An 18794-nucleotide genomic window follows, 5' to 3' on the forward strand; every position below is an offset into this window, starting at 1 on the left:
AGATTGTTGTTATGGAAAACCAGATTTTTTAAGAAAAGCTCTCTAGCCGAGCTTATGCGGCACAACTTCATGGCCCATTGCTTTATAGCACTGCCAGCAGGCGCGTTTGGCGACCAGCACTTGTTGATGCTGATTAATGATTTCGGCGACCCGCGCGTAGTTCTCAACGCCTTTAGGAATATCGGGGTGCAGGTTAAGCAGCGCGGTTTCTTGCGTGGGTACTGGTAGCTGCTGCCAGCCTAGTGTTATCGGCACGCTAGCGGCCATCTCGCTATCTTCCAGGGCGTGGGGCAGATAGGCATCCGGGCGGAAACTCCACAGTGCGCTGTCGGCCTGCTCGGCGAGGGCTTTATCTTCGCAGTGCAGATGTAGCCGGTAACCTTTACGCCAGATGGTCTCGGCCAGTTTGCAGGCGAACTGCAAGCGCGCCTCCAAGGTGGTATCGGGCAGAATGTAGAAATCAATGCGCGCCATAGCGGTTCCAGGTAAAACGATTTCAGATACGTCGATTGCAAACAGCACCGCCGCAAGAATGCGGCGGTGCTGAAAGGATAAGCGCTGGTTTTAAAACCGCTTAAACCAACTGGGTTAACCAGCCGTACTTATCTTCGCTGCGGCCGTACTGTAAGTCGAGCAGTTTGGTACGGATGCGCATGGCGATTTCATTGTTGCCGCCAGCGGTGAGCTTGATACGCTCGTTTTCAGTGACCAGTTCACCTACCGGCGTGATGACCGCGGCGGTACCGCAGGCAAACACTTCGGTGATCTCGCCAGATGCTGCGCCTTCGCGCCACTCGTCAATGCTGATAGCGCGCTCTTCTGGCGTCAGACCTTCATCTTTGGCCAGCGTTAGCACTGAATTGCGCGTGACGCCTTCGAGAATGGTGTCGGTCAGGCGCGGTGTTACCAAGCGGCCGTCTTTGAAGACGAAGAACAGGTTCATGCCGCCCAGCTCTTCCACCCACTTGTTTTCAGCGGCATCGAGAAACGCGACCTGGCCACACTGGTGAGCCTCGGCCTCCTTCTGTGCAGCCAATGAAGCGGCGTAGTTGCCGCCACACTTGGCAAAACCGGTGCCACCGGCAGCAGCGCGCTTATAGTTCGAGGAGAGCCAGATCGATACCGGCGCAACGCCGCCTTTGAAGTAGGCCGCCGCCGGCGAGGCGATCACGTAGTAATCGACCTCTTGCGATGGACGCACACCCAGAAACGCTTCCGAGGCGATCATAAACGGGCGCAGGTAGAGGCTGCACTCATCAGAAGCGCTGGCAGGCGTGGGTACCCAGGTATGGTCTTGGGCTAGCAGCGCTTTCAGCGAGCCGATGAAATCCTCATCGGAAAGCTCTGGCAGCGCCAAGCGGCGGGCACTGCGGCGGAAGCGCTCGGCGTTTTTCTCGGGGCGGAACGTCCAGATCGAGCCATCGGCGTGGCGGTAGGCTTTGATGCCCTCGAAAATCTCCTGGCCGTAATGCAGCACCGAGGCGGCGGGATCGAGCGTCAATGGGCCGTAAGGGCGCACCTGATGGCCGTGCCAGTCGGCGTCCACGGTCCAACGTATATGGGCCATGTGGTCGGTAAAGTAGCGACCAAAACCGGGGTTTCTAAGGATGTTTTCACGGATCTCATCGGCCGTCGGCTGATTGGACGGCAGTATTTCAAAACGCGATTCTGACTGGTTATCTGAAGCTGTGGGCACGGCGTGTTGTCTCCGCTAGAGCCAGACCCCGAAGGGCAAAAGTAAGCAGTGTATGTAAGTACGGCGTGTGCCCAAGGGCAGGGCGCACGCTCATGTGTTCAGGTTTAACGGTTGCCGCGCTGAAAGGCAACCGTTGAGCGCCGATCGTGATACCAAGTGGTGATATTAGCCGTCGCTATTTTCTACCTGGGCATCGGTTTCACGGTCCAACAGGTACTGGGTTAACAGCCCGACAGGGCGGCCGGTGGCGCCTTTCTGCTTGCCGGAGTGCCAGGCGGTACCGGCGATATCCAGGTGTGCCCAAGGGAAGTGATCGGCAAAGCGTGATAAAAAGCACGCGGCGGTAATCGTACCTGCGGGGCGTCCGCCAATATTGGCCAGGTCGGCGAAGTTGGAGTCCAGCTGCTCTTGGTATTCATCCCATAGCGGCAGGTGCCAGGCGCGATCCCAAGCCGCTTCGCCTGCATCCAGCAGATCCAGCGCTAGGTCATCGTCGTTGGAGAGCAGGCCGGTGGCGTGATGGCCCAGGCCGATAATCACCGCGCCGGTGAGAGTGGCGATATCGACCACGCTGGCGGGAGTGAAACGCTCGGCGTAGGTCAGCGCGTCGCACAGCACCAGTCGGCCTTCCGCGTCGGTATTGAGCACTTCGACGGTCAGCCCTTTTAGCGTTTTGATGATATCACCGGGCTTGGTGGCGCGGCCGTCGGGCATGTTTTCGGCGGCGGCGACGATAAAGACCAAGTTGAGCTTCGGCTTGATATCCAACACCGCTTTGACGGTGCCGAATACGCTGGCAGCGCCGCACATGTCGAACTTCATTTCGTCCATGCCTTCGCCGGGCTTGAGCGAAATACCGCCGGTATCAAAGGTAATGCCTTTGCCGATCAGCACATGGGGTGCTTCTTCGCTTGCTTCGGCGCCCTGGTACTTCATCACGATCAGGCGTGTCGGCTCTTTGCTGCCGCGCCCGACGGAAAGCAGCGAGCCTGCGCCCAGAGCTTCCAGCGCTTCTTCATCGAGAATGTCGACCTCAAGTGCGCCCTTTGAATCGCGGCCCAGCTGCTCTGCCTGCTCGGCCAGATAGCGGGGTGTACAGATGTTGGCAGGCAGGTTGCCGAGGGTGCGGGTGTAATTGACGCCCTGGCCAATCGCGTTGCCTACTAAGGCGCCCTGCTTAACCTGTGGAACCGCGTCGGCATCGCTGATAATTAACGTCAGCTTGGCTAGGCTGAGGGCTGGCGCGGGCGATGATTTGAACTGATCAAAGCGATAAATGGCCCGCTCAGCCGCTTCCATCACCTTGCGCGCTTTCCAAGCCGGGTCGCGGTCGGCGAGTGGCACATCGCCGAATACCACGCTCGCCTCATCGATAGGCAGTTTTACCAACGCTGCCATGGCCGCCTCCAGCGCCTTGATGAAGGCCGCTTCCTGGCATTTTTCGCGCTCACCCAGGCCCACTAGCAAGATGCGCTCGGCGCCCAGGCCCGGTGCGAAGGGCACCAATTGCACATTGCCCAGCGCGGGGTCAAAGTCGCCGCGTTCCAGTAATTGGCCAATCAGGCGCTCGCTGGCGTCGTCCAGTTTGGCAACGGTGGGCAGGAGGTCGCTACCTTTGAAAACCGGCACCAAAAGGCAGGCCGTTTCGGTTTTGGCCGGGTTCGCAGTCTGAACGGAAAATTCCATGACGTCTCCAACAAGACAAGCATCGAGGGATTCGGGATAATGCCTCGTTGCTTTTGATTTTGAAAAGGGACTGTAAATAGTTTGATTAGTGTACCCAAGCCATCCGCTTATTGCATGGCATCCTGCACGACTAGCCGGAGAGCGCGTTGATTTTATTTCGGTATCTAACCCGCGAAGTGTTACTCACCATGTCGGCGGTCGCTGGCATTCTGCTGCTGGTGATCATGGGTAGCCGCTTTATCCGCTATTTTTCGGACGCGGCGGAAGGCGATATCCCCGTCACCATGTTAGGCAGCCTGATGATGTTTCACCTGCCTGGCTTTATGGAATTGATTCTACCGTTGTCGTTTTTTCTGGGCATCCTGCTGGCCTACGGGCAGCTCTATATGAACAGCGAAATCACCGTGATGGTTGCCTGCGGGATGAGTCCCACGCGGTTGTTGAAAGTGACCCTGCTACCCGCCAGCGTGGTAGCGGTGTTGGTAGGCATTTGTAGCCTTTGGCTGACGCCTTTTGGGGCGCTGCAAACTGAAACTGCGCTGGAAGAGCAGCGTAGCCGCCTGGATGTTTCAGTACTGGCGCCGGGGCGCTTTCAGGAGTTTGGTGGTGGTCGCACCGCTTACATTGGTGGTTTTTCCAGCGATGGCACGGAAATGCAGGATGTGCTGGTGCACGAGCAGAATCAGCAGGGCGACGAAGGCACCCATGACTACGTGACCCGCGCGGCGTCGGGCTATCAGGAAACCCGGCTCGAAACGGGTAGCCGTTTTCTGGTGTTGGATGACGGCGAGCGGTATGGGGTGACCCCAGGTGATCAGAGCGCCGAACGGCTCACGTTTGAGCGCTATACGCTGCGCCTGGGTTTGAATCGTGACCGGCAGGAACTGGATTCTTTGGAGTACGCGACCACGCCCGCGCTATGGAATAATCCAAGCCCCCGTGCCCAGGCTCAATGGCAGTGGCGTGCGGGCCTTCCCTTGATGGTGTTTGTGCTGGCCTTGATGGCGCAGCCGCTGTCCCGCGTCAATCCTCGCCAGGGGCGCTTCGGCAAACTGCTACCCGCGGTCTTTTTATACGTCGCCTATCTTAGTCTGCTGCTGGCGGTGGTCGATGCGATTGGCAGCGGTACTTGGTCCAGTATGCTGGGCGTGTGGCCAGTGCATGGGTTGTTTTTAGGGCTGGGCCTGCTAATGCTGTGGCGCTCGCAACGTAAGGGGATGCGCTAATGCTGAAGCTGTTAACGGTGGCTGATCGTCTCGATCGTTATATCGCCCGAAACGTGCTGGCGGCCATTGTCGTCGTCCAGTTCGTGCTGTTGGGCTTGGATATCACCATCGCCTATATCGATGATTTAGGCGATGTACAGGCGGGTTATACCGCCCTTGATGCGTTGCTTTACCTACTGATGCGCACGCCCTGGCGCTTTTATCAATATGCCCCGGTGGCGGTGTTAATCGGCGCGCTGATTGGTTTGGGCAGCATGGCCTCCAGCAACGAGCTTACCGTCATGCGCGCCGCGGGCCGCTCTCTGGCGCGAATTGTGTGGGGGGTAATGAAGCCGGTGTTGGTCGTCGTGGTCGTGGTGCTGCTGGTCGCCGAGTATGTCAGCCCCCGCACCGAGCAGTATGCCGAGGCGTGGCGATTGGAAAAACTCCAGGGCGAAGGCGCTATGCTGACCAGCCGCAGCGGCTGGCAGATCGAAGGCGACAGCGTCTACCGTTTCGGAGCGATTCGTGCCGATGATGTGGTGCTCGATTTAACCCGCTATCGCTTTGATGACCGTCAGCTTGTCGAAGCCACCTACGCCCAGCGTGCCCGTTGGGAGGGCGATGCCTGGCGGTTGGAAAATGTCGCTACCACACGCATTTTTGACGACCACACCGAGTCCGACCAGACGGCAAGCATGGGCTGGGAAACGGCCTTTACCCCCACCCAGTTAGAGCGGCTGCTGCGCGATATTGAGAGCCAGGCGCCCAGCGAACTGTGGGCCTATGCCCAGTTTCTCGAAGACCAGGGCCTGCAGAATGACCAGGCGCTGCTGTATTTTTGGCAGAAGATGCTGATGCCGCTGACCATGGGCTCGCTGGTGCTGATTGCCGCCTCCTTTGTGTTTGGCCCGCTGCGTACGGTGGCTGCCGGTACCCGGGTGTTTTACGGCGTGGTCACCGGGCTGAGCTTCAAGTACGTGCAGGATCTGCTGGCGCCCGCCTCAACGATTTTTGGTTTTTCCCCCGTGTGGGCCGTGCTAGTACCTACCCTGGCGTGCGCGGGGGTGGGGATCTACTTTCTACGTCGCAATGGGTAATGCTTAACGGTTAGCGATTGCTGCCCCTTCTCGCCCAAAAACAGCCAACAGACAGTCAGGAACCAAGAGAGAACCATGGAAACACGACGCTTCACTCAGTTGGACAGCGTATGGCCAGCGGGCCTTGGCCGACGCTTGGGCGCCATGCTGTATGACGGTTTTTTAGTCGCGGCAATATGGATCGCGGTGACCGTCGCGCATATGCTGTTTTTCCGCTATGTGCTTGGCCAGCAGCCAGAAGAAATTGGCACTACTGCCAGCGATATTTGGAGTTTGCGGCTCTTGTTAGTGTTTTTTGTGACCCTGTTTTTTGTTTTTTCCTGGTCGCGTGGGGGAATGACCCTCGGCATGCAGGCGTGGCGGCTTCGGGTACAAGCGGCAGATGGGTATTCACTGAATTTGAAGCAGTGCCTGATTCGCTGCGCGGTGGCGTGGCTCTCGCTGCTGGCATTTGGCTTGGGTTACTTATGGGTACTGTTCGATAAACAGCGACGTAGCTGGCCGGATATTGCTTCCAACACGCAAACGGTGGTGTTGCCGAAAAAATAATTTCAGCTGACGTAGGAGAAAAAGTGTTGCTGCGCCAGTACGTTATTGTGCTGCTTTTGTTCATGAAGACGAATGACTACCAAAAAGCAGTCGTTTCTACTTGATAAGATGCATGCGAATCATTTACATTCATCTCATGACTTTTATGAGGTGTCGCCATGTACGTTTGCGTGTGCAAAGGAGTAACCGACCATCAGATTCGCCAGCACGTTAGCGACGGAGCGCGCAGCTGGCGAGAAGTACGCGAGGCAACCGGCTGCGCAACGCAGTGTGGTAAGTGCGCGTGCTATGCCAAATCTATTACCCGCGACGCTGTATCAGAAGCACGTCAAGAAGCCGATATGGGGCTCGCTTACGCCGTGTGACGCGAATCACTATTGTTAGGGTTTTCTTTAGCAAACAACTGATTTACTTGAACTTTTGATCACCTTATCTATACTTTCAGAAACGCTGGGAGTATAGCCATTTGCGCCTATACTCTTCTCCAAACGTAACTGCTTGATCGTATTGTCTAAACTAGATTAAACATCAGCATTACAGTAGCAAAGGTGACGTTATGAAAGGTGATACGAAAGTTATTGAGCATCTTAATAAGGCGCTCGGCAACGAACTGGTTGCGATCAATCAGTACTTTTTGCACGCTAAAATGTACAAAGATTGGGGCCTGAAAGCGCTGGCTAAATGGGAATACGATGAGTCCATCGAAGAAATGCAGCACGCTGACAAGATCATTGAGCGCATTCTGTTCCTCGAAGGCATTCCTAACCTGCAGGATTTGGGCAAGCTGCACATCGGCGAAAACGTCAAAGAGATGCTCGAAAGCGATCTAAAAATCGAGCACGATGGCCGCAACGACTATATTGAAGCCATTACCTATTGCGAGAGCGTTAAAGATTACGTTACCCGCGATATGTTGCGTGACCTGCTCGCCGACGAGGAAGATCACATCGACCATATCGAAACCGAGCTTGGTTTGATCGACAAAGTGGGCATCCAGAATTATATGCAGCGCCAAATGCAGATGGCTGGCGAAGAGTAATCTCTATAGCCAATCTGTTTAGCGAACTTTTAGTTTAGCTAATCGCGCAACGCAAAACGGGCAGCCAAATGGTTGCCCGTTTTGCGTTGCTGGTACTTAACGGATGCGGTTGCGTTAAGAGCTGGTGGCCAGCTTATCGCTTACTTTGCCACTGCCGAGTGCTGGTTCTGCGGGCTCATCAACGGCAAAAGTTGCCCGGCTTAGGCGGCGAACACGCTTCATAAACAGCGCGATGCAAAGGAGCGTACCTAGTGCGGCGGCCACGTAGCTTAACTGCAGCGGCAGGCCAAAACCAATCGGCGCATAGGCTAAGTAGGTAAAGGTGGCCATGGTCATAAAGGTGGCCGGGATCGAGGTAATCCAGTGAGGCTTACGCGACAGCACCAGGTACATGGTGCCTACCCACAGCGCGATCACGGCGGTGGTTTGGTTGGCCCAGGAGAAGTAGCGCCACAGCAGCGTAAAGTCCATATGGGTTAACGCATAGGACACGACAAACAGCGGCAGGGCGACCATCACGCGCTTTACAATCGGCTTTTGATCAATCTTGATGTAGTCGGCGATAATCATCCGCGCGCTGCGGAAGGCGGTATCGCCCGAGGTGATCGGCAGCACAATAACGCCGAGTACGGCCAGGGTGCCGCCTACAGCGCCGAGCATGGTGGTAGAAACTTCGCTGACCACCGCGGCAGGGCCACCGGCCGCCAGTACATCGGAAAGCGACTGGTCGCCATAGAACAGGCTCATGGCAGCGGCTGCCCAGATCATCGCGATAATGCCTTCGGTGATCATCATGCCGTAGAAGATTTTGCGGCCATTGGTTTCGTTTTGCGTGGTGCGCGAAATAATCGGCGTTTGGGTGGCGTGAAAACCGGAAAGCGCGCCACAGGAGATAGTTAAAAACAGCAGCGGGAAAATCGGAGCGGCGTCGGGGTGCATGTTCTGGAACGAGAGCTCGGGGATCGGAGCGCCAGTGACGATCAAGCCGATACCAATGCCTGCGGCGCTGAACAGCAGCAGGGCGCCAAAATAGGGGTAGATACGGCCAATGACTTTATCAATCGGCAGCAGCGTGGCGATCAGGTAGTAAATAAAGATAGCGACAATAATCAGCGTCAACGATAGCGAGGTCATGTTGGATAGCAGTGCCGCAGGGGAGGTCACAAATACCGTGCCGACTAACAATAGCAGCAGGATCGCGAAACCATTGACCACATGCTTCATCGCTTTACCCAGGAACTTGCCGGCCAGCTGTGGCAAATGAGCTCCGTGGTTGCGGATCGAGATCATACCGGTCAGGTAATCATGCACCGCACCGGCAAAGATGCAGCCAATCACAATCCACACAAAGGCCACCGGGCCATACAGCGCGCCGAGAATCGGGCCAAAAATGGGGCCGACACCGGCAATGTTTAATAACTGAATAAGCGAATTGCGCGTGGTGTTCATCGGCACATAGTCGATGTTGTCGCGCATGCTGAAAGCGGGCGTCTGACGCTTGCGGTCAGTTACAAACACGCGTTCAACGAACTTCCCATAGGTAAAGTAGCCCGCTATTAGCAGCAGGATCGATACAATAAAGGTGATCATCTAAGGTACCTGGAGCAGTGAGGAAGAGTAGCCGGTAGTGGCGGCGAGCATACAAGCGTGCTTTTGGCACACAAGTAGGTACTGCTTAAGCCGCAGTGAATGTACAGATAAGGGATTGGTAGCACAGCTAGACTTTAGTTGGTGGTGCTATTTCTAACCCAGTAAATCGTGCGCACCCAAACAAAACGGGCAGCCTGCAAAGCTGCCCGTTTGTGATGTGCTGAAGTGAGCGTAAATATTAAGACTCAACAACACCACAGGCCATGCGTGTGCCGCCGCCACCAAGGTGTGGCTCATCGTCGTAGGTATCGCCGCCTTCATGGATCATAATGCTGCGGCCCGGCATATCTTCCATGCTCAGACGTGGCGCTAAAACGGGCAAATTAGCTTCGCCATCTCCATTAACGGTTAGCACCGGTAGATCACCTAAATGACCATCGCCATAAGGACCTTGATGAGTGTCGGTTTCTTCTGGGTCATAGTGACCGCCTGCGGCTTGGGCGGCGGTCATCTCGCCGTCGTCATTCTCGGCAGGGTCACAGCTGGCGTTCTGGTGAACGTGAAAGCCGTAAACGCCGGGCTCAAGATCCGTCAGTGAAGGCGTCAGCAATAAGCCGTGCTCGGTACTTTCCAGCGAAACGGTACCAATCGACTCTTCAATCCCTTCGGCGCTGACTTTATGCATCTCTACATCAAGCGCTTCATTGGCTTGTACCGCCGTTGTGGCGAGTAGTAACGAGGCGGCAATAGTGGTAAGTGGTGTCGTATAGCGCATGTTTATCTCCTTCCAAATCCATGGAAACGCTGTAGCAGCGTTGCTTACTTAAGGTAGCTGCCACCCGGCAACTCTGCCATCTTACCCAAGATGATGACATCCAGCTTCCCAGCCGCGACAATGGCGCCCTGTTTAGATTGTTAGCTTTAACCAGGGAGCGTTATGACGCCACTCAACATCCTCTATCAGGATGAGTATCTCGTTGCGGTGCACAAGCCGACAGGGCTTTTGGTGCATCGCTCGGCGTTAGCGCGTGGCGAAACTGAATTTCTGCTGCAACGGCTGCGCGACCAGATTGGCAAGCGGGTCTATCCTGTTCACCGGCTAGATCGTCCGACCTCTGGGGTGATGGTATTTGCACTCTCCTCTACAGTGGCTGGCCTACTCAGTGAAGCCTTTAGCGAGCGGCAGGTAGAAAAGCGCTATTTGGCGGTAGTGCGCGGCAAAGCGCCGGAAAGCGAACGCTTGGATTATCCGCTAAGGGAAGAAGATGGCACACGCCCCAAGGTGGAAATGCCTGCTATGCCGGCGATGACCGATATTCGCCGCCTGGATAGCGTAGAACTACCGGTGCAAGTAGACCGTTATTCAGTAGCGCGTTACTCCTTGGTCGAAGCACGCCCGCTGACCGGGCGACGCCATCAAATTCGCCGCCACCTTTCCCGGCGTGGCTATCCGATTATTGGTGATGCCAAGCACGGTAAAAGTGTCCACAACCGCTTTTTTGCCGAGCAGATGGAGGCTCCGCGCTTATTGCTCGCCGCGACCTACTTGGCCTTTGACCATCCGCTGTTAGACAAGCGTGTACAATTGAGCTGCGCCTTGGATGACACCATGATCGCGCTGTTTAACCACCTTGGTTGGGCGGGGCATTTACCGCTGGATAGCGTGCGCACACCGCCCCACACCACGCCTTCCGCCCTGCAAGCGTTATGAGTGAGTTTGTGATGTCCTCAGCTACTTCATCGAGCATACCGTCTGCTTCTCCTGTGTCTACGGCTAACGTGGAACCTCCTTCTGCAGATTATGATTTTCGCTTCGGAGGCATTCGTCGTCTTTATGGTCAGCGTGCAGCCGAGGCATTTCGTCATGCCCACGTGGTGGTGGTAGGTGTCGGTGGGGTGGGCAGTTGGACGGTGGAGGCGTTGGCGCGCTCAGGGATTGGCAAGCTGACGTTGATCGACCTGGACGACGTCTGCGTTTCCAACGTCAACCGCCAGCTCCACGCGCTGGATGGTACTATCGGTCAGCCCAAGGTTGATGTGCTGGCCGATCGCTGCCGCTTGATTGCCCCGGAAATTGAGATTATTGCGGACACTGCCTTCGTGACACCCACCAACTTGGCCGAGAGGATTCCCGATGACACCGATCACGTGGTGGATGCCATCGACAGCGTGATTGCTAAAGCCGCGCTGATTGCTTGGTGCAAGCGGCGCAAAATCCCCATTACCGTGACCGGTGCAGCCGGTGGTCAAACCGATCCCACGCGTATTCAGGTGGCGGATTTAACCCGCACCGAGCACGACCCGCTGCTATCTAAAGTGCGCTCGCGGCTGCGTCGGGATTACGGCTTTTCGCGCAACCCCAAGCGGCGATTCTCGGTGGAGTGCGTCTACTCCGACGAGCAGTTGATCTATCCCGGCGCCGACGGTGAAGTTTGCCTGCAAAAGCCCGGTAGCGGTGATGCTACGCGTTTGGATTGCGCCTCAGGCTTCGGGGCTGCCACTTTCCTGACTGGCACCTTTGGCTTTGTCGCCGCTTCAAAGGTGCTCGAGCGACTCGCCAAAAAAGCCAATCAGCCGAGTGCCACAAACGCCACTCAAGAGGAGAGCCAATGACCGCCCCCGTTCCCGGTATTTATCGCCACTATAAAGGCAGCCTGTACGAAGTGATGGGTACTGCCCAGCACAGTGAAAGCGAAGAGCCGCTGGTGGTCTATCGCGCTCTTTACGGTGGCTACGGCCTCTGGGTACGCCCGCTTGAGATGTTTGTCGAAAGTGTCACTAAAGAGGGCCACACCCAGCCGCGTTTTGCGTTGGAGAAGGCATTTTAAAGAACCGCTGCTGTTTGTATTTCTTTATCGACTATGGTTATAACAATTATTTTCAGGCTAGTGATGAGGAGGTGATATGCGGACCTTTGCTCTTTCCCAACGCACGGGAGACGGTACGCCCGATGTGGCGGGCTTTTTTGATCCGCGCACCTTTAGCGTTCAGTACGTAGTGAGCGACCGTGCTACCAAGCAGTGCGCAATTATCGACCCGGTATTGGATTTTGACGAAAAGTCCGGCGCGACGGCGACCTTTAGCGCTGACGCGCTGCTTGCGTACATTAAGAAAGAGGGCCTGTCGGTTGCCTGGATTCTAGATACCCACCCCCACGCCGATCACTTCTCCGCCGCGCAGTATTTAAAACAGCAAAGCGGGGCGCCGACGGCCATTGGTCAGCATGTCACTAAAGTGCAGGCGCTGTGGAAGGAAATATACAACTGGCCGGAAATGCCCGTCGATGGCCGTCAGTGGGACACGCTGTTTGCGGAAGGTGACACGTTTCATATTGGCGAGCTAAGCGCCCGCGTGCTGCACTCGCCGGGGCACACGCTGGCCTCGATCACCTACGTGATCGGTGATACGGCGTTTGTTCACGACACCCTGTTCCAGCCAGATTTTGGCACCGCACGGGCGGATTTTCCTGGCGGCAGCGCCAAATCGCTGTGGGACTCCATTCAGCAAATTCTGACCCTACCCGACGACACACGGCTATTCACCGGCCACGACTATATGCCTAATGATCGCGAGCCCGAGTGGGAAAGTAGCGTCGCCGAACAGCGCGCCAATAACCCGCACTTGGTGGGTAAAAACGAGCAGGACTACATAGCGCTGCGCCACAAGCGCGATAGCGAACTGCCGATGCCCAAGTTGATCCTCCACGCGCTGCAAGTAAATACCCGCGGCGGCCGCCTGCCGGAGCCAGAAGCCAACGGCAAGCGCTATCTGAAAATCCCCTTGGATGCGTTGGCAGGTGCGGCCTGGGATTAGCATTCGCTGATAGGCTGCCCGGTGGGTTTTCCGATAGGCTAGTGGGCCAATATTTACTTTCCCGCACCCCAAGGAACGGCCATGACCTCACAATCACCGCAGCAGACGCTGAAAGACGTTTTCGGTTTTGATAACTTTCGCGGTGGCCAGCAGGCGGTGGTTTCCAGGGTATTGGACGGGCACTCTACGGCGGCGATTTTTGCTACTGGGGCGGGTAAGTCATTGTGCTATCAGCTTCCTGCGCTGCATTTGCCACATTTAACCCTGGTGGTATCACCGCTGCTGGCGTTGATGCAGGATCAGCTCGCGTTTCTGGCCCGTCACGGCGTGGCCGCGGCCAGCATTGATTCCACTCAGGATCGCGACACCACCCGGGATGTCATGGAGCGCGCCAAAAGCGGCGAATTAAAAATCCTCATGGTCTCTGTGGAAAGGCTTAAAAACGAACGCTTTCGGCACTTTCTTCGCCAGGTTCAGATATCGCTGCTGGTAGTCGATGAAGCTCATTGTCTTTCAGAGTGGGGGCATAACTTTCGCCCCGACTATTTGAAACTGCCGGACTACCAGCGCGACTTTGCCATTCCCCAAGTGCTACTGCTGACTGCCACGGCGACGCCCACCGTTATTGCCGATATGGGCGAGAAATTTGCTATCGCACCGGATAACGTTATCACCACCGGCTTTTACCGCCCCAATCTTGAGCTGCTGGTGGCACCTGCCATGGAGGATCGCCAACAGCAACTGATCAACTGGCTAAAACCGCAGATGCAACCGGGTAGCGAAGCGCCGACAATTATTTACGTCACTCTGCAACAAACCGCCGAGCGGGTGGCGAAGGCGCTGGCGGCCCAGGGGATCGCTGCCCAGGCCTACCACGCAGGGTTAGATTCAAGTCGCCGGGATGAGATTCAGCGTCAGTTTATGGGCGGCGAGTCGCCCTGCATCGTGGCCACTATTGCCTTTGGCATGGGCATTGATAAAGGCGATATCCGCAATGTGATGCACTATGACTTGCCTAAATCCATCGAGAACTACAGTCAGGAGATTGGCCGGGCAGGGCGCGACGGGCTGCCTTCTACCTGCCTGACCCTGGCCGGGCGGGATGGCTTGCGGGTGCTGGAAAACTTTGTTTACGGCGATACGCCCGAATATGCGGGCATTTATCGCCTATTGGAAGAGATCGCTACGGCAGGCCAAGCGCCGGATCGCCAGTGGGAGGTGCTGCTCAATACGCTTTCCCGGGATACCAATATCCGCCCGCTGCCGCTGAAAACGCTGCTGGTGCGGCTGGAAATGCACGGTATTATTGCCCCTCGCCTCGCATTTCTAGCCGAGTACCGGCTGCGCTACCATCTTGAGCCAGACCAATTAGTTAGCCGCTTTGAAGGCGAGCGGGCGGCCTTTGTTCGGCTTTTAGCCGATAATATTCCTATCGCCCGTACTTGGGGCACGGTGGATTTTGATCGCCTACACCAGGCGGGCCAGGCGCAGCAGATTGACGTCTCCCGCGGCAGAGTAATCACTGCGCTTGAGTATTTTCAGGATAAGGACTGGCTGACCCTGGAAGGCAAGCGGATGACCGATGTCTACGAGATCTGTCAGCCGAACTTTACCATTGAGGCGCTGGCGAGCCAGCTATACGACGACTGCCTGAATCGAGAGAGAATCGAGATTGAGCGGCTGCAGGCCATGCTGGGGCTGTTTGAATCGGAGAGCTGCCTGACGCGGCGAATAGCCGAGCACTTTGGTGATAGCACTTTTAGTAATGGCACGTTTGACGCGCCGCTCGATGCACCACTCCAGTCAGAACAGGGTCGCTGTGGGCACTGTTCGGTGTGCTACGGCCACCCTGTGCGACTGCCGGATGCGCCGCCTGGGCCCACGCTACCGGATAATGACTTCGCGCGCTTTGCCGTCCCGTTTATACAGCGTCACACCGAACAGCTGGGCCAGCCGCCTAATGCCCAGCGGCTGGCGCACTTCCTATGCGGCTTAACCATGCCGGTCTTTACGCCGCTCAAAGCGCGTAGCATTAGAGGCTTCGCAGTTTTCGAGCAGCGCGGCTACCCCGACGTGCGCCAGTGGGCAGAGGTTTTTTTGGGTAATGTAGGCCGCTAACGCAATGTTACTCCCAAGCAGGGAAGGGGTCGGGCAATTGCTTCCACGCCTCCATGCCTTGTAGCAGCTCGGCTTCACTTAGCAAGCAGGCATCCAACGCTTCACGCATTTTTGCTTGATCCAGGTTTTGGCCGATAAACACCAGCTCCTGGCGCATATCGCCAAACGGTTCCTGCCACTTCTCCATAATAAACTGGCGCGTTTCGGGGTCGGTTGGCCAGCGCTCTTCGGGAATGGCTTTCCAGAATACGCCCGCTGGGCCGTGGTGAGCGATACCGCCTGCCTGGCTCCACTGACCAGCGGCCTGGGGGCGTGTGGCGAGCCAGAAGAAACCCTTCGAGCGTAACAGACCTTTGCCGAACCACTCTTGGTTCAACAGGTCGTTGAATTTCTGCGGATGGAAGGGGCGGCGGGCGTGATAAGCGAAGCTGCCGATGCCGTACTCTTCAGTTTCCGGCACATGCTCGCCGCGCATCTCCTTTAGCCAGCCTGGGGCCAGTTGGGCGCGCTCAAAGTTGAACTTGCCGGTATCCAGCACTTTATCCAGCGGCACGCCGCCTTGGGTGATCGGCACCAGCTCCGCATCGGGGTTCAGCGAACGTAGAATCGCCTTCAGGGCTTCTAACTCTTTTTCGTTAATCAAATCGGTTTTGCTGATTAGCAGCACATCGCAAAACTCAATCTGATCGACCAGCAGGTCGGCGACGTTGCGCTCGTCGTCTTCACCTAAACTTTCGCCTGCCTCGGCGAGGCTTTGCGCTTCGCGGTACTGGTCAAGAAAGTTGGCGCCATCGACGACGGTGACCAACGTATCCAGCTGCGCAACGTGAGAAAGGCTCTGGCCGCTTTCATCTTCAAAGGTAAAGGTTTCCGCCACGGGGAGTGGTTCGGAAATGCCGGTGGACTCGATCACTAAATAATCAAACTTGCCTTCTCGGGCCAGCTGGCTGACCTCTTCCAGCAAATCTTCGCGCAGAGTGCAGCAGATGCAGCCATTGCTCATCTCTACCAGCCGTTCCTCACTGCGATTAAGCGCCACGTCGCCATCCAACGTCGACTCGCCAGGGCCACCGCGAACCAGCGCACCGTCGATACTCACCTCGCTCATATCGTTAACGATCACCGCCACTCGGCGACCCTCTCGATTGGCAAGAATATGATTGAGTACGGTGGTTTTACCGGCACCCAGAAATCCCGAGAGTACTGTCACGGGTAAGGGAGAAAATGCGGTCATTGGTAGGTTACCTCTAAACGTCTTTATGTTATGTGATAATATAACAATTTGGGCATTTAGAGAAAGACCTTTTTGGGAGAATATTCGGGCGTTTTGTATTCGCTAGTTTCTCAGCGCTTATACTGCGTTGGGCAGTAGCCACGAAGTACATCTCTCATCTTGTTTAAGTGGACTGGCGGTGTGCGCTGTAGCGTTGTTTAACATACCAGCGCAGCGCATCAATCACGATAAAAACCGCAAGGCTGACACCCAATACAGGTAGCGCCACACCCAGCGCGATAGCGACAAACAGCACGCTTAGTTTGACCGTGGTAGGCAGCATTAGCCAGGGCTCCGCCACCGTGGGAAAGCGCTGACCACTTACTGTGAGCCGCCGCCATGCCATTAAGTAGCCCCATATTATCAATGTCACAAGCCCTGCGGCTATCAATGCAAGCACGACTTGATTAACAATGCCAAACAGTACCCCCATATGCAGATCAATACCCCAGCGGGTGAGTTTGGCTGCTAAAGGAAAAGTGGTGAAGTTGGTTTGATCAATCACTGCCATGTTGTGCGGATGCAGCGCTACTTGGTCTACTTGAGTAGGCCATTGGCGGTCGATTTCGGCTACCCGCCACGCCTGCTGAGGGCCGCTCGGGGGCGTTAGCTGGAGTCGCGCTGCGTTAAGTCCCGCCTGACGCGCAGCACCCAGCGCCTGGTCAAAGTCTTCTGGTGTGATGGCCGTGGACACCATGGCCATGTGGCCACGATGCTCTGCATGTTCATCGTGTGGCTGGGTACCGGTATCGATCAGCGCTGTTGAGGCGCTTGGCGTACTCCAGCCCCATGCATGCCGTAGCTCGGCAATATTGCTGCCCGCCCACTGTGACCAAGTAAGCCCCGTGGCGGAAAAGAACAGGAGCCCAAGCGATAAGACCCATCCAAGCGTTGCGTGGTGTCGGCGGGTTGTATGGAGCCTTGAACGCACTTTTGGCGTGCGGCGTTGCCAAACCCACAGCATTACACCACTCAGCGTGGCAACCCAGAGCCACGAGGCAGCCAGTTCACTATACAGACGGCCCATATCGCCCATTAATAGCTGGCGGTGAAAGTGATCGATCTTGGTGCGCAGCGGCAAGATGCCGCTGGTGCCGTAGACCGTTGTATCACCGGTCACTGCCAGGGAAATGGGGTCAACGAATACAGCACGGTGTTCCGAGGGCCCCAGGCCTGGCTCGCTAAACATCAGCCGGGTGGTGTCGCCTAGCGCCGGAGCTGGACGTACCGCGCTGGGTAAAGTTGGGGCGCCCAGGTAGCGCTGCCCAGTAGCGATCTGTTCGGCAAGCGGTTGGGGCTCGCCCTGAGTAACGCCATAGAGGGTGTCATGGTAGAACCACTCTTCAAGTGGCGGGCTTAACAAGTAAGCAATGCCGGATAATGCTGCGATAAGAATAAAAGGCCCGATGAAGAGGCCAATATATAAGTGCAGGCGGCTAAGCAGGGCAAAAAGCAGTTTGTCGGTGCGGGTAGGGGAGCGGGCTGTCATTAGCTTGGGTCCGAGGGATATCGGTAAAATAGTCAGACAGCTTAGGTAGTTTACTTAGCGATCGCTAGCCTCAAGGCAGCGGTAAAAAGTCACAGGCTTATCAGTTAGAAGGTGCTGGCTTGGTGGCTAGTAGTGCACGGAATAGGCCCTTCATGAGCACTGGTTCGTCGTGGCGAATCTGGAACCTCGCCACGCCGAGCAGTGGCTGTGCTTGGCGAGTAATGTCGGTTGCCAGGGCCGAGGTCAGTAGGTTGAGAGTACGTCTACCAATCCCTGCTGGATGGCTATCGGGCTGGAATTTATCCATGACGCATAGTTGCCCGCCGGTTTTCAGCACGCGGTAAGCTTCGGCAAGCCCTTGCTGTGGGTGAGGCATAACCGCAATGATCAGATGCATGATGACGACATCAAAGTGCTCGTTGGGGTAATTGAGCGCCTCGGCGTCCATAACGCTGCACTCCACGTCCCGGCGTAGCGCTTCTGCCCGTTTCGCCGTACGCTGTACCATGGCGGGAGCGATGTCGGTAGCGTGTACCTCAATATCGTGAGGTAGAAAAGGTAGGTCTAACCCCGTTCCTGCTCCCACCAGTAGCACCCGCATTCCCTGTTCCCAGTCCACTTGACCAAGCGCAATGCGCCGTGGTTTTCGAAACACACGGGCAGCGACCGCATCATAGAACGGCGCGTAAGCGGTATAGCGCAGTCGGTTCCAAGCGGTGGTGTTGAACATAGCGCCTCGTCAGCTACCATTATTGAGCATGCGCCTAAGAGCAACGAGCTCAGTGCGAGAATGGTGGTATGTAGGTTGTGATCCTAGAGAGTAAGTTTAGGATACTTCACGGGACATAGTGCGGTTGTCCAATATGTTGGAGCAAGGTTCATAATAGGCCTGAAAAATTCTACATGCCTATATATATGGTTCTTGAAGCTTATAATAGCTTTCAGACGCGCGGTTTTGATCTGAAAACGGCCACCTAATATAGCGCTATTATGTGATTAAGCTAGTTTAGCATGTTCTAATTCTTTGCCTCATCCCTCTAAAATGCCCAGTCAGTCAGGGTGCCAAGTAGTCTAGACTCATGCTATACCTAAAATGTAATTGCATCTTTACATGCGCGCATGGTGTGAGTTTTAGCGATGGCGAGCAATAGCAAAAGGATGAATTTAGCTGATCGAAAGGACTCTATCGTATGTCGGTTCGGCAAATAAGCGAATTTGAATTCAGTCAAAGGATTG

18 protein-coding genes are annotated in these 18794 nt (G+C 55.9%); 10 read left to right on the forward strand and 8 right to left on the reverse strand.

The genetic code is table 11. The annotated features are described in order from the left end of the window. Positions 1-42 precede the first annotated feature (42 nt). The 3 genes from ACQE2I_RS02415 to ACQE2I_RS02425 form a co-directional block, all read right to left on the reverse strand. The gene (locus tag ACQE2I_RS02415) at positions 43-474 is read right to left on the reverse strand and encodes a DNA polymerase III subunit chi (protein WP_427029912.1); all 432 of its coding nucleotides are present in this window, start codon (positions 472-474) and stop codon (positions 43-45) included. Between the two features lie 100 nt (positions 475-574). Next, positions 575-1696: a branched-chain amino acid aminotransferase gene (locus ACQE2I_RS02420; RefSeq protein ID WP_427029913.1), complete on the reverse strand. Its 1122-nt coding sequence runs from the start codon at positions 1694-1696 to the stop codon at positions 575-577. 165 nt (positions 1697-1861) lie between these two features. Further along, positions 1862-3382, reverse strand: a complete 1521-nt coding sequence (locus tag ACQE2I_RS02425; RefSeq protein ID WP_427029914.1) for a leucyl aminopeptidase — start codon at positions 3380-3382, stop codon at positions 1862-1864. A gap of 146 nt (positions 3383-3528) precedes the next feature. Here ACQE2I_RS02425 and lptF point away from each other — a divergent pair, with 146 nt between their 5' ends. The 5 genes from lptF to bfr all read left to right on the forward strand — a co-directional run bounded on the left by lptF (position 3529) and on the right by bfr (position 7275). Beyond that, positions 3529-4608, forward strand: coding sequence for an LPS export ABC transporter permease LptF (lptF, locus tag ACQE2I_RS02430; RefSeq protein ID WP_427029916.1), 1080 nt, complete (start codon positions 3529-3531; stop codon positions 4606-4608). After that, a complete protein-coding gene (gene lptG, locus ACQE2I_RS02435) occupies positions 4608-5687 on the forward strand; it encodes an LPS export ABC transporter permease LptG (RefSeq protein WP_427029917.1) in 1080 nt (359 codons plus the stop codon). Before lptF ends, lptG begins: the two co-directional genes overlap by 1 nt. A 75-nt stretch (positions 5688-5762) precedes the next feature. After that, the gene (locus ACQE2I_RS02440) at positions 5763-6236 is read left to right on the forward strand and encodes an RDD family protein (protein WP_427029918.1); all 474 of its coding nucleotides are present in this window, start codon (positions 5763-5765) and stop codon (positions 6234-6236) included. Between the two features lie 158 nt (positions 6237-6394). Further along, positions 6395-6601, forward strand: a complete 207-nt coding sequence (locus ACQE2I_RS02445) for a (2Fe-2S)-binding protein (RefSeq protein ID WP_427029919.1) — start codon at positions 6395-6397, stop codon at positions 6599-6601. 191 nt (positions 6602-6792) lie between these two features. Next, positions 6793-7275 carry a bacterioferritin gene (gene bfr / locus ACQE2I_RS02450; protein WP_427029920.1) on the forward strand — a complete coding sequence of 161 codons (483 nt, stop codon included), beginning with the start codon at positions 6793-6795 and terminating at the stop codon, positions 7273-7275. Between the two features lie 114 nt (positions 7276-7389). Here the strand turns inward: bfr and ACQE2I_RS02455 are convergent, their stop codons facing one another. Together ACQE2I_RS02455 and sodC are read right to left on the reverse strand one after the other, a co-directional pair. After that, on the reverse strand, positions 7390-8865 hold the full coding sequence (locus ACQE2I_RS02455) for a carbon starvation CstA family protein (protein WP_427029922.1): 1476 nt from the start codon (positions 8863-8865) through the stop codon (positions 7390-7392). Between the two features lie 238 nt (positions 8866-9103). Further along, positions 9104-9640 carry a superoxide dismutase [Cu-Zn] SodC gene (gene sodC, locus ACQE2I_RS02460; RefSeq protein WP_427029924.1) on the reverse strand — a complete coding sequence of 179 codons (537 nt, stop codon included), beginning with the start codon at positions 9638-9640 and terminating at the stop codon, positions 9104-9106. A gap of 162 nt (positions 9641-9802) precedes the next feature. On the opposite strand from sodC, the gene ACQE2I_RS02465 reads away from it, so the two are divergent. From ACQE2I_RS02465 to ACQE2I_RS02485, 5 genes are all read left to right on the forward strand, one after another. Beyond that, entirely contained in the window at positions 9803-10576 is a 774-nt protein-coding gene (locus ACQE2I_RS02465) for a pseudouridine synthase (RefSeq protein ID WP_427029925.1), read from the forward strand. Positions 10577-10587: 11 nt separating this feature from the next. Beyond that, positions 10588-11478, forward strand: coding sequence for a tRNA cyclic N6-threonylcarbamoyladenosine(37) synthase TcdA (gene tcdA / locus ACQE2I_RS02470; RefSeq protein ID WP_427029926.1), 891 nt, complete (start codon positions 10588-10590; stop codon positions 11476-11478). Then, complete coding sequence (locus ACQE2I_RS02475; RefSeq protein WP_427029927.1) at positions 11475-11693, forward strand: DUF1653 domain-containing protein; 219 nt, start codon at positions 11475-11477, stop codon at positions 11691-11693. Before tcdA ends, ACQE2I_RS02475 begins: the two co-directional genes overlap by 4 nt. Before the next feature lie 76 nt (positions 11694-11769). After that, a complete protein-coding gene (locus ACQE2I_RS02480) occupies positions 11770-12678 on the forward strand; it encodes an MBL fold metallo-hydrolase (protein ID WP_427029928.1) in 909 nt (302 codons plus the stop codon). Positions 12679-12759: 81 nt separating this feature from the next. After that, entirely contained in the window at positions 12760-14796 is a 2037-nt protein-coding gene (locus tag ACQE2I_RS02485) for a RecQ family ATP-dependent DNA helicase (protein WP_427029929.1), read from the forward strand. A 7-nt stretch (positions 14797-14803) separates the two neighbouring features. Here ACQE2I_RS02485 and zigA read toward each other — a convergent pair whose 3' ends face one another. From zigA to ACQE2I_RS02500, 3 genes are all read right to left on the reverse strand, one after another. Further along, the gene (zigA, locus tag ACQE2I_RS02490) at positions 14804-16030 is read right to left on the reverse strand and encodes a zinc metallochaperone GTPase ZigA (RefSeq protein ID WP_427029930.1); all 1227 of its coding nucleotides are present in this window, start codon (positions 16028-16030) and stop codon (positions 14804-14806) included. 163 nt (positions 16031-16193) lie between these two features. Beyond that, positions 16194-17558: a PepSY-associated TM helix domain-containing protein gene (locus tag ACQE2I_RS02495; RefSeq protein ID WP_427029932.1), complete on the reverse strand. Its 1365-nt coding sequence runs from the start codon at positions 17556-17558 to the stop codon at positions 16194-16196. 100 nt (positions 17559-17658) lie between these two features. Beyond that, positions 17659-18288, reverse strand: coding sequence for a class I SAM-dependent methyltransferase (locus ACQE2I_RS02500; protein ID WP_427029933.1), 630 nt, complete (start codon positions 18286-18288; stop codon positions 17659-17661). Between the last annotated feature and the right edge of the window lie 506 nt (positions 18289-18794).

Source organism: Halomonas sp. H2, from assembly GCF_050215315.1.
GTDB lineage: Bacteria > Pseudomonadota > Gammaproteobacteria > Pseudomonadales > Halomonadaceae > Vreelandella.

Excerpts from the sequence above, each read along its gene's own strand:
- lptG (WP_427029917.1), top strand. The coding sequence starts at position 4,608 with ATGCTGAAGCTGTTAACGGTGGCTGATCGTCTCGATCGTTATATCGCC.
- ACQE2I_RS02445 (WP_427029919.1), top strand. The coding sequence starts at position 6,395 with ATGTACGTTTGCGTGTGCAAAGGAGTAACCGACCATCAGATTCGCCAG.
- bfr (WP_427029920.1), top strand. The coding sequence starts at position 6,793 with ATGAAAGGTGATACGAAAGTTATTGAGCATCTTAATAAGGCGCTCGGC.
- ACQE2I_RS02495 (WP_427029932.1), bottom strand. The coding sequence starts at position 17,558 with ATGACAGCCCGCTCCCCTACCCGCACCGACAAACTGCTTTTTGCCCTG.
- ACQE2I_RS02425 (WP_427029914.1), bottom strand. The coding sequence starts at position 3,382 with ATGGAATTTTCCGTTCAGACTGCGAACCCGGCCAAAACCGAAACGGCC.
- ACQE2I_RS02475 (WP_427029927.1), top strand. The coding sequence starts at position 11,475 with ATGACCGCCCCCGTTCCCGGTATTTATCGCCACTATAAAGGCAGCCTG.
- ACQE2I_RS02465 (WP_427029925.1), top strand. The coding sequence starts at position 9,803 with ATGACGCCACTCAACATCCTCTATCAGGATGAGTATCTCGTTGCGGTG.
- ACQE2I_RS02480 (WP_427029928.1), top strand. The coding sequence starts at position 11,770 with ATGCGGACCTTTGCTCTTTCCCAACGCACGGGAGACGGTACGCCCGAT.
- sodC (WP_427029924.1), bottom strand. The coding sequence starts at position 9,640 with ATGCGCTATACGACACCACTTACCACTATTGCCGCCTCGTTACTACTC.
- ACQE2I_RS02455 (WP_427029922.1), bottom strand. The coding sequence starts at position 8,865 with ATGATCACCTTTATTGTATCGATCCTGCTGCTAATAGCGGGCTACTTT.
- ACQE2I_RS02440 (WP_427029918.1), top strand. The coding sequence starts at position 5,763 with ATGGAAACACGACGCTTCACTCAGTTGGACAGCGTATGGCCAGCGGGC.
- ACQE2I_RS02485 (WP_427029929.1), top strand. The coding sequence starts at position 12,760 with ATGACCTCACAATCACCGCAGCAGACGCTGAAAGACGTTTTCGGTTTT.
- tcdA (WP_427029926.1), top strand. The coding sequence starts at position 10,588 with ATGTCCTCAGCTACTTCATCGAGCATACCGTCTGCTTCTCCTGTGTCT.
- zigA (WP_427029930.1), bottom strand. The coding sequence starts at position 16,030 with ATGACCGCATTTTCTCCCTTACCCGTGACAGTACTCTCGGGATTTCTG.
- ACQE2I_RS02415 (WP_427029912.1), bottom strand. The coding sequence starts at position 474 with ATGGCGCGCATTGATTTCTACATTCTGCCCGATACCACCTTGGAGGCG.
- ACQE2I_RS02500 (WP_427029933.1), bottom strand. The coding sequence starts at position 18,288 with ATGTTCAACACCACCGCTTGGAACCGACTGCGCTATACCGCTTACGCG.